Genomic DNA, 19054 nt, shown 5'->3' with positions numbered 1-19054 from the left:
CATACGCCGGCCTCCTGCTATCCGTGACCGGGCTGGACCGCGAGATCCACGCCCCGCTGGCGCCGTTCCCCACGCCAGGCCGAGAACATGCTCCAGGCGGTGTAGATGACCACGGCACCAACCAGCCACTTGAGCATGGCCAGATCCATGGCACTCACCAGGGAGGAGGCAAGCAAGACTCCCACCGGTCCGAGCAGGGCTACCGCCAACACGGCCTGGGCATCGAAGGCGCCGCGACGGATGAAGGTGCCGGCAGAGAAGAGGCTCAGCAGCGCCGCAGATCCCATCATGATGGGGAAGGCGGCGATGGGGTGAAGCCCCAGCAGATAGAGCATGGTCATGCAGGGGGCAAACAGGCCTATTCCTACGTTCATCAGCACCCCGAACAGGAAATTGCCTGCGATCGCGACCGCCAGCTTGCCGCCGCTGAGCCCCATGGCCTCACCACCGAGGGGGAAGAGACCGAGCAGGCCGGCGAAGATGAGCCCGGCCACCACCAGCAGCGAGCTGGCCATCACGATACGCACCGTCTGGCGATCGAATGACGAGACGTAACGGGCGCCGACGGCGGCCCCGACCGCCGCGCTGACCATCATGGGGAGCAGCGTGGTCGGCTCGACCCGCACCATGCCGATAAAGATGAGGGCTTGGGTGATGGTGGGCAGCACGCACTGGCCGTTGAGGGTCCCGGGTAGCAGACGATCGTCGATTAGCTTCAGGTATTTGTAAAAGGCGGTCTTGACCGCGAAGCTGCCCACCCCGAGCGTATCGAGAAAATTGGCGAAGCAGCCGATGGCACCGACGGTCCAGAAGGGGGTCGACTCCAGCCTCCCCTCCTCCCTGCGACGCCACCAGGCACGCAGCAACATGACAACATAGACGAGGGCGCCGACTACGAAGAGGCAGCGCAAGAGGGACATCAGCATAAGGCTCTCCTGCAGAAGGGGCGGGATTGTAGGGCAGTGGACCCGTAAGGAGAAGTGGGGCGCGGCAAAATAATCTGCCGAAAAAGGGGGAAAGCGTTCGTCGCTAGCAAATGAATCTGCTATTACTACCAGAGGGGGTTCAGCGAGCACCCTGTCCCATCGGAAGTGGTTATAGTCATTCGCGACGACTCATGGTCAACCCGATGGTTACCAAAAGGCCGGGAATTTCCCGGCCTTTGCTTGTCTATTTGGTGGCCACACGCAGCACCTGGGTTAACCACCCCACACGGGCCAGCCCCCTCTCACCACTGCGCACCAGTGCCGGTGCCAGCGGGGTCAGCAGTAACCAGGGCAACAGCAAAGTGGTGATGGCCAGCGACCCCATGTAGATGTCGGTCACCCAATGTGCCCCCACCATGATGCGCGGCAGGGTGAACAGAGGCACCATCAGGCAGGCCGCAACTCCCACCCAACGCGGGGCGAAGCGCAGCATAAAGCCGGCGAAGATCATCAGCATCAGACCGTGATCCCCCGGGAAGCTGTCGCTCGAGGAGTCCTTGGTAGGAAAGTCGATAAGCGCAGTCAAACGCAGGGCCCCCGGCAGGGAGAGGGTCGGACTGGGGCGTTCGACGGGAACCAGATGGCCAACGCGATTGAGGATCAGGGCGGTCACCACCATCAACAGGCTCATGGCCAGCAGGCGGCGGCGAGCGGCCAAATCCCCTTGCAGATATTGCCAACCGAGCAGTACCAACATGCAAGAGATGGAGACCAGATCGAACAGACGGTTGTTGGTGATGGCCATCAACAGGCGCCACTCACCCGGCTCGGCGATCAACGTGTTGAAGCTGTGGAAGACCTGGAAGTCCCAGCGCGCCCAGAAGCCATGGCCCGGCAACAACAGCCAGCTCAAGGCGATGAACGCACCCAGCAGATTCCAGATCAGAATACGGGGAAGAGATCTCATTGGATACCTCGGTGCCTGATGGGGGGCAAGATGATACCCCCGGCAGGCGGTGAGACAAACCAAAATAGCGTGAGAGAATGTAACAGCCCCCTATATGGGGCCGTGACTGGACTTGGCCGCCCGGGGTCATCCGATCTAGTATGCCCCCCGAATGCTTAACAGGGATTGTCGCAATGCGCAGCTATCTTCGAATGATGTTATTTGCCTTGAGCCTGCTGGCCGGTGTTCAGATCCCCGGCATGCTGGAGCTCTACTTCCAGCGGGTGGATGCCCGTTTGCAACAGGCCGAGGTGAGCCTGGCCCCGTTCCAGAACAATGCCGATGAGCACTTTGCCGGTAGCCTGAAGGGGTTGATTGAGCACTACCGCACCAATCCGGATCCGGTCGTGCAACGGGATGCCAACAGCATCCAGAGCCTGGTCGATCAGAAGGCGTTACTGGAGCGAGAGCGGGCCCGGCAGGGGGCCCCCTGGTATCGCCAACTGCTCCACTTCGCCACCGCAGCCGATCGGACTCTGGTGCAAGACACCCTCAATCACTACAACTATCTGGTGCCCCTCAACCAGGCCGCCATCGTCTGCGGCCTGCTGGCAGGACTCCTGGGGGCCCTGCTCGGGGATCTGCTGTTTGCCATCCTGGCCTGGCCGTTTCGTCCCGCCCCCCGCCGCCGTTTGGATCTGCGTTAACCGAGGTTCGGGCATTATCCCTGATAGGCACTCAGGGGAACCGGCAGGCGCTGCTCCCTGACCAGGGTCAGCAGGGCCGTCACGACCTGGGGATCAAACTGGCTGCCGGCGCGCTCCTCCAGATAGACGAGCACCTGATCCAGCGGCCAGGGCTCCTTATAGGGGCGCTTGCTGAGCAGGGCATCAAACACATCCACCACCGCCACGATGCGTGCCGAGAGGGGGATCTGCACACCCTTGAGATGTTCGGGATAGCCGTTGCCGTCGAAGTGCTCATGGTGGTAGCGGGCTATCTCGGCACCGAGGGAGAGGTAGCTCATTCCCTCGACCATACGGCTGGCATCGGCCAGTATGTTGGCGCCGATGGCGGCATGCTGCTCCATAATGCGACGCTCTTCGGGATCGAACCGGGCCGGCTTGTGCAAAATGCTATCGGGCGTGCCCACCTTGCCCACGTCGTGAAGGATAGAGGCCATGCCGATCATCTCCCGAAAACGGGGAGTCAACTCATCCCGATAGGTAGATGAAGCCGCCAGCTCCATGGCAATCGCCTCGGAGAGCTTCTGCACCCGCAGCACATGTTCCCCGGTGTCGCTGTCACGAAACTCCGCCAGCGCGGCCAGGGCCACCACGGTCGCCTCCTGGGCACTGAGCAACTGACGGTTGAGATAGAGGTTGTCATAGGCGGCCGAGATCCGCTGACAGAAGATGCCAAACAGATCCTGCTCGATGGGCTCAAGAGGCCAGGCCGGGGTGAGGCAGAGTACAAACTCGCGGCCATTCTGGGCTCGCAGATAGATGGCCTCACGACTCTGCTCCAGATGGCGACTCCCGTCGATGGCCTCATCGAGGGCCTTCATCAGATTGGGGAAGCGCGCCAACTCGGCCCCCTCCAGCAGGGGATCATAGATGCCGGTAGTGGCGAGCACCTGCAGCTCCCCATCATGACGAATTCGCTCGGCGCAGAGGATTCCCTCCGCCCCCACATCCAGCAGGGCGCTTACCTGGCGCAGCACCCCGGAGGCAAACTCCTTGAGGGAGCGCAGCCGGTAGAGGTCACCGGCACCATCGAGGATCTTGGAGAGCCCCTGACGGCTGCACTCCAGGGCATAGAGGCTCTCATAGGAGCGCAGGGAGGCCACCACGCTGGTGAAGAGCTTCTGGGCCGTCAGTTCGGTCTTGGTCTTGTAGTCGTTGATATCGTAGTCGAGCACCACCTGCTTCTCGGGGGCCTGCCCCGGCTGACCGGTACGCAGCACGATCCGCACCAGATGATTGCCCAGCTCCTCCCGGATGCGCCGGGCCACCTTGAGGCCCGCATCGTCGCTCTCCATCACCACATCGAGCAGCACCAGGGCGATGTCGGGGCGCCCCTTGAGCATCTCGATCGCCTCGTGGCCGTTGTGGGCGCTAAGCAGCTCCAGGCCCCGCCCCTTGTAATGAATGTCCCGCACCGCCAGCCGGGTGGCGGCATGGATATCGGGCTCGTCATCCACGATGAGCACGGCCCAGGGAAGATGCGGACGTGCGGCCACCGTCTCTTCCGAGGTGGGTTCATCGTCGATAAACAACAGATCCGATTCGTCTTGCTGCTCTGTCATGACTCGCCTCCGTGCAACTCCAATAACTATAACAGGCAAAAATTGCGCCTGATTAAAGAGCAATGCCTCCAAACAGACCCGCCGGCCAGGCTCAGTACTCCTCGTAGAGCTCCAATGGCAGGCCGTCGGGGTCGGCAAAGAAGGTAAAGCGTCGGCCGGTCAGCTCGTCCACCCGCACCGGTTCAACGGCCACGCCATGGGCCACCAGGTGTGCGACAAGAGGCTCGAGCGCAGCCACCCGGAAAGCCAGGTGGCGCAGACCGCACGCCTCGGGACGGGAAGGGCGCGGCGGCGGTGAGGGAAAGCTGAAGAGCTCAATCTGACCGCCCCCCGGCAGGGCCAGATCCAGCTTCCAGGATCCGCGTTCGGCACGCCAGGTCTCGGCCACAATCGGAAGCCCCAGCAACTCGTGGTAGAAGGCCCGCGAGCGGGCATAGTCGCTGCCGATGATCGCCACATGGTGGATGGCGCCGAGCCAGGCTGTCCCTTCCGGTTTCTCCATATCCATACCTACTGGAAGAAGTTGTTGAACCAGTTGTCGAGCACGCTCTGGGGGGCGCCACCACAGGACATGGCCTCTCCCAGGGTCGCCAGCTTGGCCGGCACAGAGACACTGCCCGGGCAGCTGCTGTCGACCCGGCTGCCGCTGGCACGGGAGAAGCTGGCCCAACCTATCCCTTCGGGCAGGTTGAGCTGCAGGCTGTTGACCCCGCGCTGGGCCATGTAACCGGAGAAGAGCTGCAGGGCACCGTTGGCCCCGGTCAGCCCCGCCGGAGTGTTGTCATCGCGTCCCACCCAGACACTCACCAGCTCGTTGTTGTCGATACCGGCAAACCAGGAGTCGCGCAGCTCGTTGGTGGTCCCCGTCTTGCCCGCCATGGTGAGCCCCGGGAAACGGGCGCTCAGGGATCGCGCCGTCCCCTGGCTGACGGTCCGGGTCATGGCAAACAGGGTCAGCCAGCTGGCCTGCCCATCCACCACCTGCTTGGCCGCCACACTTGGCTTGTAGAGGCTCTTGCCACCGCCATCGACGATGCCGCGAATGGCCGACAGGGGCTGGGTCAGCCCCCGGTTGGCGATGGGCAGGTACATCTGGTTCACCTCGAGGGGGCTCAGGGCGATGGCCCCCAGCACCAGGGAGGGATAGGGCTGGATACTCTGATCCACCCCCAGCTTGTGCAGGGTATCGACCACCTTGTCGAGCCCCACCTGCATGCCGAGGTTGACGGTCGGCACGTTACGCGATCCGGCCAGGGCATCCATCAGGGGGATACTCTGGAGGAACTTGCGGTCGTAGTTCTGGGGGGTCCACACCTGGCCATCCTGACCACGAATGCGGATCGGCTGGTCCTTGAGCGGCGTCGCCAGGGTCATGCCGTTGGCCAGGCCGGTGAGATAGACGGGGGGTTTGACCAAAGAACCAATCTGGCGACGGGCGTCGAGTGCCCGGTTAAAACCGGCGTAGCGGGGATCGCGCCCCCCCACCACGGCCACCACCTCCCCCTTGCGCCAGTCGGAGATGACCATGGCCGCCTCGAGTTTCTTCTTGCCGCGGGTCTTCTCTATGGTCGCCAGGCCAGATTCGACCGCCTGCTCGGCGGCGTGCTGGGCGATGGGGTCCAGACTGGTGAAGATCTTCACCCCGGACTGCTTGAGCAAGTCCGGGCCAAACTGGGCCTGCACCTCGCGCTTGAGCAGGGTCATGAAGGCCGGGGTACGGCCATAAGACATCTGCCCGCGGGGGATCAGGGCCAGGGGCTGCTTGCTGGCGAGCTGATACTCGGCATCGGTCAGGCTGCCGTGATCGGCCAGCAGTTTCAGCACCAGGTTACGACGCGTCTTGGCCCGCTCGGGGAAACGCCAGGGATCGTAGTAGGAGGGCCCCTTCACCAGCCCCACCAGGAGAGCAACCTGATCGATGTCGAGCTCGGTGACCGGAATACCAAAGTAGAAGTAAGAGGCGAGGCCGAAGCCATAGACCCCCTGGGAGAAGTTCTGCCCCAGGTAGACCTCGTTGAGATAGGCCTCCAGGATCTCGTCCTTGCTATAGCGGTAATCGATGATCACCGCCATATAGGCCTCCTGGAGCTTACGCCACAGGCTGCGCTCCCGGGTCAGGAAGAAGTTCTTGGCCAGCTGCTGGGTCAGGGTACTGCCCCCCTGCACCGTGTGGCCAGCCAGCAAGTTGGCCACCATGGCCCGGGCAATCGCCACCGGCGACACGCCGCCGTGCTGATAGAAGTCCCGATCCTCGGTGGTGAGCAGGGTCACCAGCAGGCTGTCGGGCACCTCGGCGATGCGTACCAACAGGCGGTCCTCCCGATCTTCCGTGTTGATCCGGTCGAGCAGCACAGGGTCCATCTGGGCAAACCCCATGGGGCGCCCCTTGTCGAGGGAGGCGATGGTGGCCAGCCGTGGCCCGTTGAAGGTGAGGCGCATGCCGCGCGCCCCGTCGGCTCCGTCGAGGAAGTCGAAGGCGCGGCGCACCAGGTCGATGCTGCTACCGGCGATGGCATACTCACCGGGCTGGCGTGGCTGACGCACCGGCTTGTAGTTGAGCATCTTGAGCTCGCGCACCATCTGGTCACGGGAGAGACGCTGCCCCGGATAGAGCTCCAGCGGACGGCTATAGACCATCACGGGCAGTTGCCACTTCTCGCCATCGAAGCGCTCGCGCACCTTGGTGTCGAGGTAGATGCCAAAGACCACCAGAAACGCCGCCACCACCAGGGAGAGTTTCACCCCCAGCCAAAACAGGGTGCGCCACAGGGCTCGGCGCGCCGGGCTCTTCTTCACCGGTCGTTTTTTTCGTGTTGTTGCCATCTCTTCCACTTTTCCCAAACGGGTTATTCGTTGTGCCTGACGCTCAGCCCTGCTCCATCCGCTTCTTGGTAAAGCGGGTGGGCATGGCTTCCAGGGGGTTATCCGGCCAGTAGTGGCGAGGATAGCGCCCCTTCATCTCTTTCTTCACTTGTTCGTATGACCCGGCCCAGAAGGCGGCCAGATCGGCGGTGATCTGCAGCGGCCTTTGGGCCGGCGAGAGCAGCTCCACCAGCAGCGGCACCCGGCCACCGGCCACGCAGGGGGTACTGGCCTGGCCAAACATCTCCTGGATCCGCACCGGAATGGCGGGCACCTGGCCCGGTACATAGCGGATGCGCACCCGGGTGCCGGTCGGCGCGGTGAAGTAGACCGGCAACTGCTCGTCGAGCAGGCTCGGCAGTGGCCAGGGCAGCTGGGCGCGCAGCGCGGCCACCAGGTCGACCCGCTTCAGCTGCTCGAGCCGGGTCATGCCGAGCACCGCCGGCAGCAGCCACTGCTCGAGACCGGCCAGCAGCGCTGCCTCGCTCACTGCGGGCCAATCCTGCCCGGGCAACCAGTCGGCAGCGCAGCGCAGACGCGCCAGCAAGCCTTCGCTGGCCTCATCCCAGGGCAGGCAGTGCAGTCCCTTGCGGCGCACCCCGTCGAGCAGGCAGCGCCCCTTCTGTTCGTCACTCAAGGCGGCGAGCGGCTCACTGCCGAGCACCAGCTCGCCCAGGGTGCGTTGGCGTTCGGCCCGCACCCGATCGGCCTGCTCGTCCCAGGCGAAGTGGTCGCGCTCCCCCACCAGCTCGGGCAGGTGGCGCACCAGCTCATCCAGCTCGACCGGCTCGGCCACGAAGATGCGGCTGCCCCGATCGCCCTGACCCATGTTGACCGCCACCAGGGCGCGCGCGCCGGTGCAGGGATGATCGTCCATCAGATCGGCGCTCACTCCACCGGCGAGCTGGTAGCGGCTGCCGCTGCGCAGCCGGCCGATGCGATCGGGCCAGGCCAGGGCACACAAGAGCCCCAGCCACTCTCCCTGAGGCTGGGCCGGACGCGCCGCTATTCGCTCGAACCAACGCTGGGCCTGGGTACGCAGGCTGCCGACACGACGACCAAACAGCACCGACAGGCGCTCCGATCCTCGCAGATCTTCCTCCAGCAGGGCTACCAGATAACAGGCGTCGGCGACAATCCCTGACAGACCCCCGGCCTCGAGCTCCACGGCCCGCAGCAGCAGGTGTGCCAGACGAGGATGGGTGCCGAGGCGGGCCATGGCGCGTCCGTGGGGAGTGAGTTGCTGCTCCCCGTGTACAGCACCGAGCGACCTGAGCAGCCCCTCGGCCGCCGCCAGGGCGCCGACGGGGGGCGCATCGAGCAGGGGCAGCGCCTCGACCCGGCTGCCCCACTGGGCCGCCTCCAGCATCAGACCGGTCAGCTCCTGGGTCAGCAGATCGGGGGGGCTCTGCTCATCGAGCCGGTCCTGCTGCTCGGCACTCCACAGGCGATAGCAGACCCCGGGGGCGAGACGACCGGCACGGCCGGCCCGCTGCACCGCCGAGGCGCGGGCAATCTGACGGGTCTCGAGGCGGGTCACGCCGCTCTTGAGATCGAACTGGGCGCGTCGCTCCAGGCCGCTGTCGATCACCAGGGTGATCCCCTCGATGGTGAGGGAGGTCTCGGCCACATTGGTGGTGAGCACCAGCTTGCGCCGTCCGGCCGGCGCCGGATCGATGGCCGCCTGCTGGGCGCAGATATCGAGCCGGCCATAGAGGGGGGCAATGTCCACCTCCCCCGCCACCCGCTCGCGCAGCCACTCGGCCAGGCGCTCTATCTCCCCCTGCCCCGGCAGGAAGACCAGGGCGCTGCCGGCGTGATTCGCCAGTGCCTCCAACACCACGGCGCCGAGCTGGGGCTCGAAACGCTGCTGGCGGTTCCAGGGGCGGTAGAAGCACGCCACCGGGTGGCTGCGCCCCTCGGAACGCAGCACCTTGGCCCCGGTCAGCAGCCGCTCCAGCGGCAGCCCATCCAGGGTCGCCGACATCACCAGGATGCGCAGATCATCGCGCAGGGCCTGCTGGCTCTCCAGGGCGAAGGCCAGGGCCGTGTCGGCGTGCAGGCTGCGCTCGTGGAACTCGTCAAAGATGAGCAGATCGACACCGGTCAGTTCCGGGTCTTGCTGCAACATGCGGGTGAGCACCCCTTCGGTCACTATCTCCAGGCGCGTCTGCCGGCTGACCCGGCTCTCCCCGCGCACCCGCAGGCCGATGCGCTCCCCTACCTTCTCCCCGAGCCGGGCGGCCAGGTAGCTGGCGATGTTGCGCGCGGCCAGCCGGCGCGGCTCGAGCATGATGATGCGCCCCGCCACCCGCTCCCGACGAACCAGTTCAAGAGGCAGCAGGGTAGACTTGCCTGCACCGGGAGGAGCTTGCAAAATCAGCTGGTTATGGGTCGATAGGGCCGCCTCTATGGCGGGGAGCAGGTCGGCGATCGGCAGGGTCGACAAATCAGCGCTTCCGTCATGATAAAAACGGCGCCTATGATGCCACACTTTGCCCCTGCCGTGACGGCGTACCGAGAGGTTTTACCTTGTCCCGACTCTTCTTCGCCCTCCCCGCCCGGGAGCTCGCCGCTCCCATCCAGGCCTTTCGGGACGGCCGCCCCTGGCCCGGGGTGCCGGTCCCCCCGGATAACTTCCACCTGACCCTCGCCTTTCTCGGCGAGGCAAGCGACGAGCAGCGCCAACTGCTGATGACGGCGGCGGCCCGCCTCCACTGCCCGCCGCTTACCATCCCCCTCGACACCTGCGGCTGGTTTGCCCGCGCCAGGGCGGCCTGGATAGGTCCGGCGCACTGGCCCAACGAACTCTCGGTGTTTGCCCGCGAGTTGCAGCGCCTGGGAGCACGCCTGGGCCTTGGCAACGGCGAACAGCACTATCACCCCCATGTCACCCTGTCGCGCAAGGCGAGTGAGGCACCGGGTGCCGAACCGGCCCCTAGTTTCAGCCTTGGCGCCGACAGCTTCTGTCTCTATGAGTCGGTCAGCACCGAGCAGGGGGTCCGTTACCGCCCCCTGGCTTGCTGGCCATTGCGATCGCGAGTCTCTGCATGAAATTTCACCCACCGCTCGAAAGTGGCCTGCTTATCCAGCGCTACAAACGCTTCCTGACCGACGTCCAGCTGGAGGCGGGCACGACCCTCACGGTGCACTGCGCCAACACAGGCGCCATGACCGGCTGCGCCGACCCCGGTACCCGGGTCTGGTACTCCACCTCGGACAACCCCAAACGCAAGTTGCCCCATAGCTGGGAGATCGCCCAGAGCCCGCGCGGCCACTTCATCTGCGTCAACACGGCGCGGGCCAACCAGATCGCCCGTGAGCTTATCGAGGCGGGCGAGATAGGGCCGCTCGGCGGCTATGCGCGGCTGCGCCCCGAGGTCAAATACGGGGAAGAGGGCAGCCGCATCGATCTGCTGCTGGAAGATGACGCCCGGCCCGCCTGCTACGTGGAGGTCAAATCGGTCACCCTGCTCGATGCCGGGCGCGGGGATGGCATGGGCTACTTTCCCGATGCGGTGACGACGCGCGGGGCCAAGCACCTGCGTGAACTGATGGCCATGAAGGCCGCCGGTCATCGCGCCGTACTGCTCTTTATGGTGCTGCATTCAGGGATCGAACGGATGAAACCGGCGGGCCATATCGATCCGCACTATAGTCAGCTCATTAGAGAAGCAATAAAGGCAGGGGTTGAAATTTTATGCTATCGGCCCCATGTTGGGGTCGAGGGCATTGAACCACAAGGCTTTATTCCATTTGAAACCGATGGAGAGCCCGCCGGCGAGGCGAAATAAATCGGAATAGGGTAACAATAATGAAAAGGCTCGTTTGCCACGTCGTTACCCATCTGATATAGATACCGGCCTCGATTTATGGATGGCACGGGCATCGTGCAGTATTAGGAGACAGGGCATGCCAACAGGCGAAAACAGGAAATCTCTGGGCCCCCTGGCCATTGCGGGTGTAGAGCCTTACCAGGAGCAACCGGGTGAGGAGTACATGAATGAGCGTCAGAAGACGCACTTTCGCAAGATTCTGGCGGCCTGGCGTAATCAGCTGATGCAGGAAGTGGATCGCACCGTTGATTACATGAAGGACGAAGCAGCGAACTTCCCGGATCCGGTGGATCGCGCCGCGCAGGAGGAGGAGTTTGCCCTCGAGCTGCGTACTCGTGACCGTGAGCGTAAGCTCATCAAGAAGATCGAGAAGACCCTGCAACTGCTGGAAGATGACGACTTCGGTTATTGCGAGCACTGCGGCATCGAGATTGGCATCCGCCGTCTGGAAGCCCGCCCGACCGCCGATCTGTGCGTCGACTGCAAGACCCTGGCCGAAATCAAGGAGCGGCAGATGGCTGGCTGATGCCAACCACCACAGGTTTGCAGACAGAGGGAGCCTTTGGGCTCCCTTTTTGCTTTTCGACACCTGCGTCCCCGGGTGGTAGAATCCCGCGGTTTTTTACAGTTAAGAGTCGATGCCATGCCCTGGATACAAATTCGGATCAACGCCACCGCCAAGAGCGCCGACAAGGTGAGCAACATGCTGCTGGGGCGTGGCGCCCAGGCGGTCACCTTCATGGATGCCAAGGACGTGCCCGTCTACGAGCCCATGCCGGGCGAGACCCCCCTGTGGGGCGAGACCGAGGTGATGGGCCTGTTCGATGCCGAGGTGGATCCTGCCCCCATCGTCGCCTTCTTTCAGCAGATCTTCGGCGAAGAGGTCGGCTACAAGGTGGAGCAGCTCGAGGACAAGGACTGGGTGCGCGAGTGGATGGATCACTTCCACCCCATGCAGTTTGGCGAGCGCCTGTGGATCTGCCCGAGTTGGCGCGAGGTGCCCAATCCCGAGGCGGTCAACGTCATGCTCGATCCGGGCCTGGCATTTGGCACCGGCACCCACCCCACCACGGCCCTGTGCCTGAAGTGGCTCGACGGCCAGGATCTGGCCGGCAAGACGGTAGTCGATTTTGGCTGTGGCTCCGGCATCCTCGGCATCGCCGCCCTGAAACTCGGTGCCGAACGAGTCATCAGCATCGACATCGATCCCCAGGCCATCCAGGCCAGCCGCGATAACGCCGAGCGCAACGGCGTGGCCGAACGCCTCGAGCTCTACCTGCCTGCGGATCAGCCGGCCGGCCTCAAGGCCGACGTGGTGGTCGCCAACATACTGGCCGGCCCCCTGCGCGAGCTGGCGCCGCTTATCGCCGATCTTGGCAAGCCGGGCAGCCTGATGGCCCTCTCCGGCGTGCTGGAGAGCCAGGCCCCCGAGCTGGAGACCATCTATGGCCAGTGGTTCACCATGGACCCGACCGCGGTCCAGGAAGAGTGGTGCCGCCTCTCGGGCACCAAGCACGGCTAAACAACAGGGCTCCTTCGGGAGCCCTGTTTCGTTTAGAAAGATGGCGCTATCTGCGGCGCCATGCCCTGAGTGCCAATATGGCAAGAGTGATGGCAGTAAGTGGCAGCACGAAACCGACCATAGCCGCAGAGAAAGCGCCCTGCATGGGGCTGGCTGTGGCGTGCAGGATCAACCAGACGGTATAGGCGACATAGAAGGCCAGAAAGAGGGCCCCTTCCCAACGGGCTATGGTGTAGCCGGTGAAGAAGATGGGAAGACAGGCGAGGGCCACGGCGATCATCACCGGGATATCGAAGCTCAGGGCCGTCTCCGAGACCTCGAGCCCGCCCGGCGCTACCATGGAGGTGAGCCCCAACACGCAGAGAATGTTGAAGATATTGCTGCCTACCACGTTACCCACGGCGATGTCCCGCTCCCCGCGCAAGGCGGCAACGATGGAAGTGACCACCTCGGGCAGGGAGGTACCGGCAGCCACTATGGTCAGCCCGATGACGAGATCGCTCACCCCGAAGTAGTGGGCAATCTCGATGGCCCCCTCGACCAACAGACGAGAGCCCATGATGAGCAGTGCCAGGCCTGTGACGATAAACGCCAGATTGCGCCCCCAGGTGAGGGGGGTGTTCGCCTCTCTGGCACCAAACTCCTGCTCATACTCCTGCTCAACCGCCTTGCTCTCCTTTCGACTCTGCACCACCAGAAACAACGTATAGGCGACGATACCGGCAAACAGCAGGGCTCCTTCGAGGGGGGAGAGGCGCCCATCCCACCCCAGCAGCAACACCAGCAGCGAGGCTCCAATCATCAGGGGCACATCGAGCCGCACCAGCTGTTGAGAGACGACAAGGGGCACGATCAGGGCGGAGATCCCCAGGATGAAGAGCACGTTGAAGATATTGCTACCCACCACGTTACCCACAGCGATGCCGGCCTGACCGTCCAGTGCCGACTGAATGCTCACCGCCAACTCGGGAGCGCTGGTCCCGAAAGCCACCACGGTCAACCCCACCACCAGAGGAGAGATCCCCACCAGGGTGGCCAGACGTGATGCCCCCCTCACCAGCGCCTCGGCCCCCAACACCAAACACACCAAGCCCAGGGTCATCCACAACAGGGTTGCCATAATTCATCCTTGTAAAGAGAGTTAAATGATGTTAATTCTCATTTAGAAACATAAAGGGCGTCGTTAAGACGCCCTATTTTATTGATAGGATTAATAAATGTCTCGTTTCTTGCTGTTCGGTGCCGGCCGCGGCCTCGGTCTGGCCACTACCCGCCATCTGCTCGCCCGGGAGCATGAGGTGCACGCCCTGGTACGCTGCCCGATCCAGGGCGGTGAGTTGGCGGCTATGGGGGTCAGTGTGACGCCAGGCGATGCCCTGGACGGTGAGGCCGTCGCCATGGCCTGCAAGGGGGCGGGTGAAGAGGCGCTCGTCATCTCGACTCTGGGCAGCTTTCGCGCCGCGCGGCCGGTTGACTTTGAGGGCAACCGCCTGGTGATCGACACCCTTGAGCAGTGCGGCCTGCGCCGCCTGCTGCTGGTCACCTTCCTCGGTTGTGGCGACAGCTGGCACTCCCTGTCCGAGCGCGCCCGCGCCGTCTTCGGCCACGAGGTGCGCCTCAAGTCCCTGGCCGAGAGCTGGCTGCAGAGCAGCTCCCTGGCATGGACCATACTGAGGCCCGCCGGCTTGCAGGATGGCGAGCCAACCGGTCACGCCCGTCTCGCCCCCCAAGGGGAAGAGCTGCACGGTCTGGTTCGGCGTAGCGACGTGGCCCGCCTGGCCCATACCCTGGTCCAGGATCCCCAGCACATAGGCCGGATTTACGGCTGCGTCGACGACGCCCTGATCCGTGCATCATGAAGAAGGGGCCACAGGCCCCTTCGCTTTACCCCTTGACCCTTAACGGCTCCGCAGGCGCCAGGGTACGCTGGCGCCAAGCGAGCGCCCACCAGGCCAGCAGGCCATAGATCAGCGCCAGGCCCCACAGTTGCCACCAGTAATGGCTCACCTGATCCATGCCCGCCCCCATCTGGTTGAGCCTCAGCATCCCCTGAATCACCGCCGTACTCGGCACCCACTGGGCCAGCCAGTTAAGAGAGGGGGGCACCATCTCCACCGGCCAGATAAAGCCCGCCACGAAGATGAGCGGCATGGAGGAGATCAGCACCACCTGGGTCGGCAGATCACGGCGCACGAAGAGAGCACCGAGCAAGACCCCAAGCCAGAGGGTGGCCAATACGAAGGGGAGCAGGAAGAGCAGCACCTGCCCTGCACTCGCCTCCCGCGCCACCCCGTAGTGGTGCAGGCAAAATCCCATCATGTAGGTGATTGGTGCCAGATAACCGATGCCGATCACCAGGGTGCGTGCCAGCAGCAGCGGCAGCAGGGGGGCACTCTGCCAGTACCCCTCGCCACCGCGCACCGTGATCTGGTTCTGGGTCGCCCCGAGCAGGGCACACCCCATCAGCAGGATCTGGTGCAGGATCAGCAGGAAGACCGCCGGCACCACATAGTTCACATAGCCCATGGTGGGGTTGAAGACGGGCACCAGGTTGAGAGCCACCGCACTCCAGCCGCTGGCCGCCCCCGGCAGGGGCTCACCATGGGCCAGCAGCCGGGCCACCTTGATCTGGGCACCCAGGGTACCGCTCGCCGAGGCGAGCCCCTGCACTATGGCCCCGTAGACCAGAAAGTAGCTGGCATCGCCGGCGTAGCTCAGGGTCACCGTGTGGCCCTGCATCACATCCCGGTAGAAGTGGCGGGGGATGTGCAGCAGACCACTCGCCCTCCCCCCGTCGATCAGTGCCTTCGCCTCGGCAAGCGTCGCCACCTGATCCACCAACCACACCTCGGGGGTCGCATCGGCCATAAAGGCGAGACGCCGGGCCAGCTGGCTGCCATCTTCGTCCACCAGCACCACCGCCTGCTCACGGGGAGTCTGCTGCAGATAGGGCTGGGGATAGAGAAAGGAGTAAAACAGGATGCCACCAAACAGGGTCAGCAGTATGGCCCTGTCCGCCAGCAGGCTGCGCAGCTCAAGGCGCAGCAGATCGCGAAACCCTAGCATTGGGCCTCCTTGCGGCTCGCCCTCAAATAGCAGTAGCCGGTCGCCGGCACCATGAGCCAGAACAGGGCAAGAGCCCCGAACTGGGGCGCCAGCTCGACCAGCCCGGCCCCGTGGCTCACCACCGCCACCTGAATGTCGGCGTAATGGGAAATGGGGAGCAGGGCGCGCCAGAAGGTGGCGAAGCTCTCCATGGAGACGGTCGGGAAGGTGATCCCCATAAAGGCGAGGCCAGGAGCGGTGAGGGCACCGGCCATGGAGACCGCCCGCGCCGCGTCGCGGATCCCGGCGTAGAAGAGCATGCCCAGGCCCACACAGGCGCCGCTGGTGAGCCCAAGGGACAGCGCCAGCAGCCAGGGGGAACCCTGTAGGGGATAGCCGAGCAGCCCGTAGAGCCCGTAGCACCACAGCAGACCCCAGCCCCAACCGATGAGCCCATGAAGGGCAAACTTGCGCCCCAGCGCGGGCCAAAGCCCGGCAGCATCCCACTTCAGCCCCAGGCGGTCCTCTCGTGCCAGGGCGTTGAGGCCGTAGAGGGTGAGCAGGATCTGCCAGGCGGCCGGGAAGATGGCGCCAAGAAGAAACTGGGCGTAGCTGGAGTTGAGGTTATAGAGCGCCGTCACCTGCCCGGTGAGCGGCAGCGACTGCCCCAGGGCGCCCGGCAGGGCGCTGCCGTCGGCCAGCGCCTGCAAGACACCGACCTGGCCGTTGAGGGTACCCACCACCTGGGCCAGGGCGCTGGCGATCACCTTGGCGATAAGCACAAACTGGCCGTTGTTCCAGGCGGTGATGCGAGGGCCGGTGCCAAGGCGCGCATCCCGCTCCAGATGAGCGGGCATCACCACCAGGGCATAGATCTCTCCCCCGCGCAGGGCGCGGCTCCCCTCCGCCACCGAGGCATACTCATCGGCCAGACGCAGAGAGGGGGAGGCGTCCATCTGGCGGGCCAGCTGGCGCGACATGGCGCTCTTGTCGAGATCGACCAGACCGACGGGAAGATCCCGCACCAGGGCCGCCGAGAAGATCCACCAAAGCAGCAGCATCATGCCAAGGGGAAGCCAGAGCACCAGCATGCGACCCCAGCCATCCTGCCAGAGCAGGCGAAGTTCACGCCCCATTTACTGCTCGACCAGCACGCTCATGCCCACCCGCAACTCAGGGATGGGGTTGACCGGGCGCGCCTCCACCTCGAAGGTGCGCATGTCGAAGCCCTGGCGGGTATCGGTGGCCCGCCAGGTGGCGAAATCCCCCATCACGGCCACATGGGTCACCCTGAAGCGATAAGGAGCATCACCCAAGGCCGGAAGACGCGCCTCAAACTCGGCCCCCATGGGGAAACGAGCCAACTGATCTTCACGCACATGGAGCACGGCCCAGGCATCGTCCATGTCGAGCAGGGTCACCACCGGGAAGCCCTGGGGGGCCAGCTCGCCACTGCGCAGCAGCACCTGGCTCACCTCCCCCTGATGGGGGCTGGGGACGCGGGTGTCGGCGAGATAGGCCTCCACCTCGGCCACCGAGCCGGCGGCCATACGCGCCTTCTCACGAGCCGCCACCTTGGTCTCGGCCTGGGCCCCCTCGAGGGCCAGCTGATACTGTTGCCAGGCCATCCCCTCGGTGTAGCGGGCCGCCTGCCAGGCGGTCCATGCTTCGTCCCGCTTCTGCAAGGGGAGCACCCCGTCCCGATGGAGACTGGCCACCCGCTGATAGGTCTTGCCGCGCAGCTCGGCGGCCGCCTTGGCCTTTTGCCACTGATCCTTGGCCGCGGCGATCTGCTGGGCACGCGCCCCCTTCTCGGCCTGCTGGGCCAGGGCATCGGCCGCCGCCTCGCCGGCCTTGGCCTGGGTCAATTTGGCCTCGATCTCGGGGCTGGCCAGGGTGAAGACCAGATCCCCGGCCTTGAGTTTTTGCCCCTTGTGCACCAGCACCTCGTCGATACGACCCGGCACCTTGGAGGAGACCGAGTACTGCTGGGCCTCTATCTGGCCCTGCAGTCGCACCGGCTCGGGCTGGTAGGCAAGCCAGAAGCGCCAGCCCAGCCAGGTGACGGCCAGCATCAGGACCCCGAGCAGGATCAGGGGTCGCTTGGAATTCATGCTCTGCTTCAACGCACTCATTGGGTCACCTCTATGCCCTGCTCTTGCTGGTAGTGTCTGAACTGATCGGTCTCGCCACCCAGGGCCATCAGGCGCGCCAGTGAGACCACGTATTGATAGGCGGCGGCGGCGCGCTGGGTCTTGACCCCGGCCAGCTGGTTACGGGCATCCACCACATCCAGTGAGGTGGAGAGCCCCTGACCGAAGGCCTTGTCGCGCAGCTTGACGTTCTCCTCGGCCAACTGCTGGGTCGAGGAGAGGGATTGGTACTCCTCCAGCGCCTGACCTGCCTCGCGCCAGGTTTTCTCCACCAAGAGCTCGAGGTCGCGGCGAGTCTTGGCCTCCAGATGGTTGACCTGCAGCTCGGCACTCTTGGCGGCGGCCACCATCTCGGAGCGACCGTCACGGCTCACCAGGGGCAATGAGACCCCGACCCCCACCAGCCAGTCCGGTGCCATCTTGGCCGCCAGGGTATCCTGCTCGTAGAGGTTGTAGTTACCGTAGAGAAACACCTCGGGGGCATACTTACCCTGCTCGACCCGGATCAGCCCCTTGGCCTGCTCGCGCTTGGCCATCAGCATCTTGAGACCGGGGTGAACCGCCAGGGTCTGGGTCACCAGGGGAGCGAGCGGCGGGGTCTGCTGGTTGACGAAGAGGGGGTTGCTCGGTTCGGCGCCATCGAGCTTGATGAGCCGCGACAGGGCCAGCTCGGCGATCTCCAGGCTGCGGCGCGCCTTCTGGGTCTCGATGCGGGCGCGATCCAGGGCCGACTGGGCGGAGAGCAGCTCGACCCGGGCGATCTGCCCCTGGGCCTCGAGCTTTCTGGCGTGATCGTAGTGGTGAGCCAATCCCTGCTCTATCTCCTGGCGGGTCTGCACCACCTGGCGCGCCAGCACCACGCCGAAATAGGTCTGGGAGAGATTCTCGAAGCTGGCCTGCTGCTTGATGGCCAGCAGCTCACGCGCCTCGTTCACCTGAGCCTCGCGGATGTCCTGGGCCGCATCGATGCGCCCGCCGACGAAGAGGGGCCAGAGCATCTTGACCGAACTGGTCACCACGTTCTGCTCGGTCAGAGGGGTCACAAAGGAGCTGGCGCCGACCCCGAACAGCCGCCCCAGGGCGAGGATCAGATCCCGCTTGCCTGCCATGGGGTTGAGATCGAGCATGTCCATCTCCACCGGCTGGTCGAGGCGGGTGTAGCTCGCCCCCACGTCAATCTTCGGCAGATAGAGATCCCTGGCGGCCTCGCGCATGGCCTGTGCCCGCGACACCCCCTCCCGCTCGGCGGCGAGTCCCTCGTCCTGCTGCAGCAGACGGCTCCACGCCTCGGCAAACGTCACCTCTGCGGCCCCTACCCTGACCGACAGAAGACAGCACAGCAGTGCGCCCCCTATCCCGATAATCCGTGCTGTCATGGTCACCCTGTAGATGTTAATAAATTGACTAGAGCTTTTGCTCTGCACAAGCGCCGTATGATAGCGCAAAGGTGCGCCAG

Annotated in this window: 17 protein-coding genes; 6 read left to right on the top strand and 11 right to left on the bottom strand. The window is 64.6% G+C overall.

Features of this window, described 5'->3' with window-relative positions; all coding sequences use genetic code 11:
- Window positions 1-17: 17 nt before the first annotated feature.
- Together AB5Y48_RS10660 and AB5Y48_RS10655 are read right to left on the bottom strand one after the other, a co-directional pair.
- Window positions 18-926, bottom strand: a complete 909-nt coding sequence (locus AB5Y48_RS10660; protein WP_368164392.1) for a TSUP family transporter — start codon at window positions 924-926, stop codon at window positions 18-20.
- Window positions 927-1170: 244 nt separating this feature from the next.
- Window positions 1171-1893, bottom strand: coding sequence for a hypothetical protein (locus AB5Y48_RS10655; protein ID WP_050667246.1), 723 nt, complete (start codon window positions 1891-1893; stop codon window positions 1171-1173).
- Window positions 1894-2066: 173 nt separating this feature from the next.
- Here AB5Y48_RS10655 and AB5Y48_RS10650 point away from each other — a divergent pair, with 173 nt between their 5' ends.
- Window positions 2067-2579 carry a DUF2937 family protein gene (locus AB5Y48_RS10650; protein WP_050667245.1) on the top strand — a complete coding sequence of 171 codons (513 nt, stop codon included), beginning with the start codon at window positions 2067-2069 and terminating at the stop codon, window positions 2577-2579.
- Between the two features lie 14 nt (window positions 2580-2593).
- On the opposite strand, the gene AB5Y48_RS10645 is transcribed toward AB5Y48_RS10650, so the two are convergent.
- From AB5Y48_RS10645 to hrpB, 4 genes are all read right to left on the bottom strand, one after another.
- Window positions 2594-4180, bottom strand: a complete 1587-nt coding sequence (locus tag AB5Y48_RS10645) for a response regulator (protein WP_050667244.1) — start codon at window positions 4178-4180, stop codon at window positions 2594-2596.
- Window positions 4181-4271: 91 nt separating this feature from the next.
- Window positions 4272-4682: a VOC family protein gene (locus AB5Y48_RS10640; protein ID WP_136614061.1), complete on the bottom strand. Its 411-nt coding sequence runs from the start codon at window positions 4680-4682 to the stop codon at window positions 4272-4274.
- A gap of 8 nt (window positions 4683-4690) precedes the next feature.
- Window positions 4691-7003, bottom strand: coding sequence for a penicillin-binding protein 1B (gene mrcB / locus AB5Y48_RS10635; protein WP_050667242.1), 2313 nt, complete (start codon window positions 7001-7003; stop codon window positions 4691-4693).
- A gap of 43 nt (window positions 7004-7046) precedes the next feature.
- Window positions 7047-9491, bottom strand: coding sequence for an ATP-dependent helicase HrpB (gene hrpB, locus AB5Y48_RS10630; protein WP_368164390.1), 2445 nt, complete (start codon window positions 9489-9491; stop codon window positions 7047-7049).
- Between the two features lie 83 nt (window positions 9492-9574).
- On the opposite strand from hrpB, the gene thpR reads away from it, so the two are divergent.
- From thpR to prmA, 4 genes are all read left to right on the top strand, one after another.
- The gene (thpR, locus tag AB5Y48_RS10625) at window positions 9575-10096 is read left to right on the top strand and encodes an RNA 2',3'-cyclic phosphodiesterase (protein ID WP_060587127.1); all 522 of its coding nucleotides are present in this window, start codon (window positions 9575-9577) and stop codon (window positions 10094-10096) included.
- Window positions 10093-10836, top strand: a complete 744-nt coding sequence (gene sfsA, locus AB5Y48_RS10620; protein WP_368164389.1) for a DNA/RNA nuclease SfsA — start codon at window positions 10093-10095, stop codon at window positions 10834-10836. The genes thpR and sfsA overlap by 4 nt, the downstream gene beginning before the upstream one ends.
- A 118-nt stretch (window positions 10837-10954) precedes the next feature.
- Complete coding sequence (gene dksA, locus AB5Y48_RS10615; RefSeq protein WP_050667238.1) at window positions 10955-11404, top strand: RNA polymerase-binding protein DksA; 450 nt, start codon at window positions 10955-10957, stop codon at window positions 11402-11404.
- A gap of 117 nt (window positions 11405-11521) precedes the next feature.
- The gene (gene prmA / locus AB5Y48_RS10610) at window positions 11522-12400 is read left to right on the top strand and encodes a 50S ribosomal protein L11 methyltransferase (RefSeq protein WP_368164387.1); all 879 of its coding nucleotides are present in this window, start codon (window positions 11522-11524) and stop codon (window positions 12398-12400) included.
- A 46-nt stretch (window positions 12401-12446) separates the two neighbouring features.
- Here prmA and AB5Y48_RS10605 read toward each other — a convergent pair whose 3' ends face one another.
- Complete coding sequence (locus AB5Y48_RS10605) at window positions 12447-13520, bottom strand: calcium/sodium antiporter (RefSeq protein WP_050667237.1); 1074 nt, start codon at window positions 13518-13520, stop codon at window positions 12447-12449.
- 97 nt (window positions 13521-13617) lie between these two features.
- Here AB5Y48_RS10605 and AB5Y48_RS10600 point away from each other — a divergent pair, with 97 nt between their 5' ends.
- Window positions 13618-14259 carry an NAD(P)H-binding protein gene (locus tag AB5Y48_RS10600; protein WP_136614064.1) on the top strand — a complete coding sequence of 214 codons (642 nt, stop codon included), beginning with the start codon at window positions 13618-13620 and terminating at the stop codon, window positions 14257-14259.
- A 25-nt stretch (window positions 14260-14284) separates the two neighbouring features.
- On the opposite strand, the gene AB5Y48_RS10595 is transcribed toward AB5Y48_RS10600, so the two are convergent.
- Genes AB5Y48_RS10595 through AB5Y48_RS10580 form a run of 4 tightly spaced genes read right to left on the bottom strand, consistent with a single transcriptional unit; the run spans window position 14285 to window position 18974 of the window.
- Window positions 14285-15466 (bottom strand): ABC transporter permease, encoded by a 1182-nt coding sequence (locus tag AB5Y48_RS10595; RefSeq protein ID WP_368164386.1) that lies wholly within the window; start codon window positions 15464-15466, stop codon window positions 14285-14287.
- Window positions 15460-16581 (bottom strand): ABC transporter permease, encoded by a 1122-nt coding sequence (locus AB5Y48_RS10590; protein ID WP_368164384.1) that lies wholly within the window; start codon window positions 16579-16581, stop codon window positions 15460-15462. The genes AB5Y48_RS10595 and AB5Y48_RS10590 overlap by 7 nt, the downstream gene beginning before the upstream one ends.
- Window positions 16582-17580: an HlyD family secretion protein gene (locus tag AB5Y48_RS10585; protein ID WP_136614066.1), complete on the bottom strand. Its 999-nt coding sequence runs from the start codon at window positions 17578-17580 to the stop codon at window positions 16582-16584.
- A complete protein-coding gene (locus tag AB5Y48_RS10580; RefSeq protein WP_050667232.1) occupies window positions 17577-18974 on the bottom strand; it encodes a TolC family protein in 1398 nt (465 codons plus the stop codon). The genes AB5Y48_RS10585 and AB5Y48_RS10580 overlap by 4 nt, the downstream gene beginning before the upstream one ends.
- Between the last annotated feature and the right edge of the window lie 80 nt (window positions 18975-19054).

Source organism: Aeromonas sp. R6-2, assembly GCF_040908155.1.
Taxonomy (GTDB): domain Bacteria; phylum Pseudomonadota; class Gammaproteobacteria; order Enterobacterales; family Aeromonadaceae; genus Aeromonas; species Aeromonas schubertii.
This window is presented reverse-complemented; position numbering and strand designations above follow the sequence as displayed.

What these genes read in the sequence shown, in the direction of transcription:
- AB5Y48_RS10590 (WP_368164384.1), bottom strand. Translation starts at nt 16,581, where the DNA reads ATGGGGCGTGAACTTCGCCTGCTCTGGCAGGATGGCTGGGGTCGCATG.
- AB5Y48_RS10650 (WP_050667245.1), top strand. Translation starts at nt 2,067, where the DNA reads ATGCGCAGCTATCTTCGAATGATGTTATTTGCCTTGAGCCTGCTGGCC.
- dksA (WP_050667238.1), top strand. Translation starts at nt 10,955, where the DNA reads ATGCCAACAGGCGAAAACAGGAAATCTCTGGGCCCCCTGGCCATTGCG.
- mrcB (WP_050667242.1), bottom strand. Translation starts at nt 7,003, where the DNA reads ATGGCAACAACACGAAAAAAACGACCGGTGAAGAAGAGCCCGGCGCGC.
- AB5Y48_RS10640 (WP_136614061.1), bottom strand. Translation starts at nt 4,682, where the DNA reads ATGGAGAAACCGGAAGGGACAGCCTGGCTCGGCGCCATCCACCATGTG.
- AB5Y48_RS10605 (WP_050667237.1), bottom strand. Translation starts at nt 13,520, where the DNA reads ATGGCAACCCTGTTGTGGATGACCCTGGGCTTGGTGTGTTTGGTGTTG.
- sfsA (WP_368164389.1), top strand. Translation starts at nt 10,093, where the DNA reads ATGAAATTTCACCCACCGCTCGAAAGTGGCCTGCTTATCCAGCGCTAC.
- AB5Y48_RS10655 (WP_050667246.1), bottom strand. Translation starts at nt 1,893, where the DNA reads ATGAGATCTCTTCCCCGTATTCTGATCTGGAATCTGCTGGGTGCGTTC.
- prmA (WP_368164387.1), top strand. Translation starts at nt 11,522, where the DNA reads ATGCCCTGGATACAAATTCGGATCAACGCCACCGCCAAGAGCGCCGAC.
- AB5Y48_RS10585 (WP_136614066.1), bottom strand. Translation starts at nt 17,580, where the DNA reads ATGAGTGCGTTGAAGCAGAGCATGAATTCCAAGCGACCCCTGATCCTG.
- AB5Y48_RS10645 (WP_050667244.1), bottom strand. Translation starts at nt 4,180, where the DNA reads ATGACAGAGCAGCAAGACGAATCGGATCTGTTGTTTATCGACGATGAA.
- AB5Y48_RS10660 (WP_368164392.1), bottom strand. Translation starts at nt 926, where the DNA reads ATGCTGATGTCCCTCTTGCGCTGCCTCTTCGTAGTCGGCGCCCTCGTC.
- AB5Y48_RS10595 (WP_368164386.1), bottom strand. Translation starts at nt 15,466, where the DNA reads ATGCTAGGGTTTCGCGATCTGCTGCGCCTTGAGCTGCGCAGCCTGCTG.
- AB5Y48_RS10600 (WP_136614064.1), top strand. Translation starts at nt 13,618, where the DNA reads ATGTCTCGTTTCTTGCTGTTCGGTGCCGGCCGCGGCCTCGGTCTGGCC.
- AB5Y48_RS10580 (WP_050667232.1), bottom strand. Translation starts at nt 18,974, where the DNA reads ATGACAGCACGGATTATCGGGATAGGGGGCGCACTGCTGTGCTGTCTT.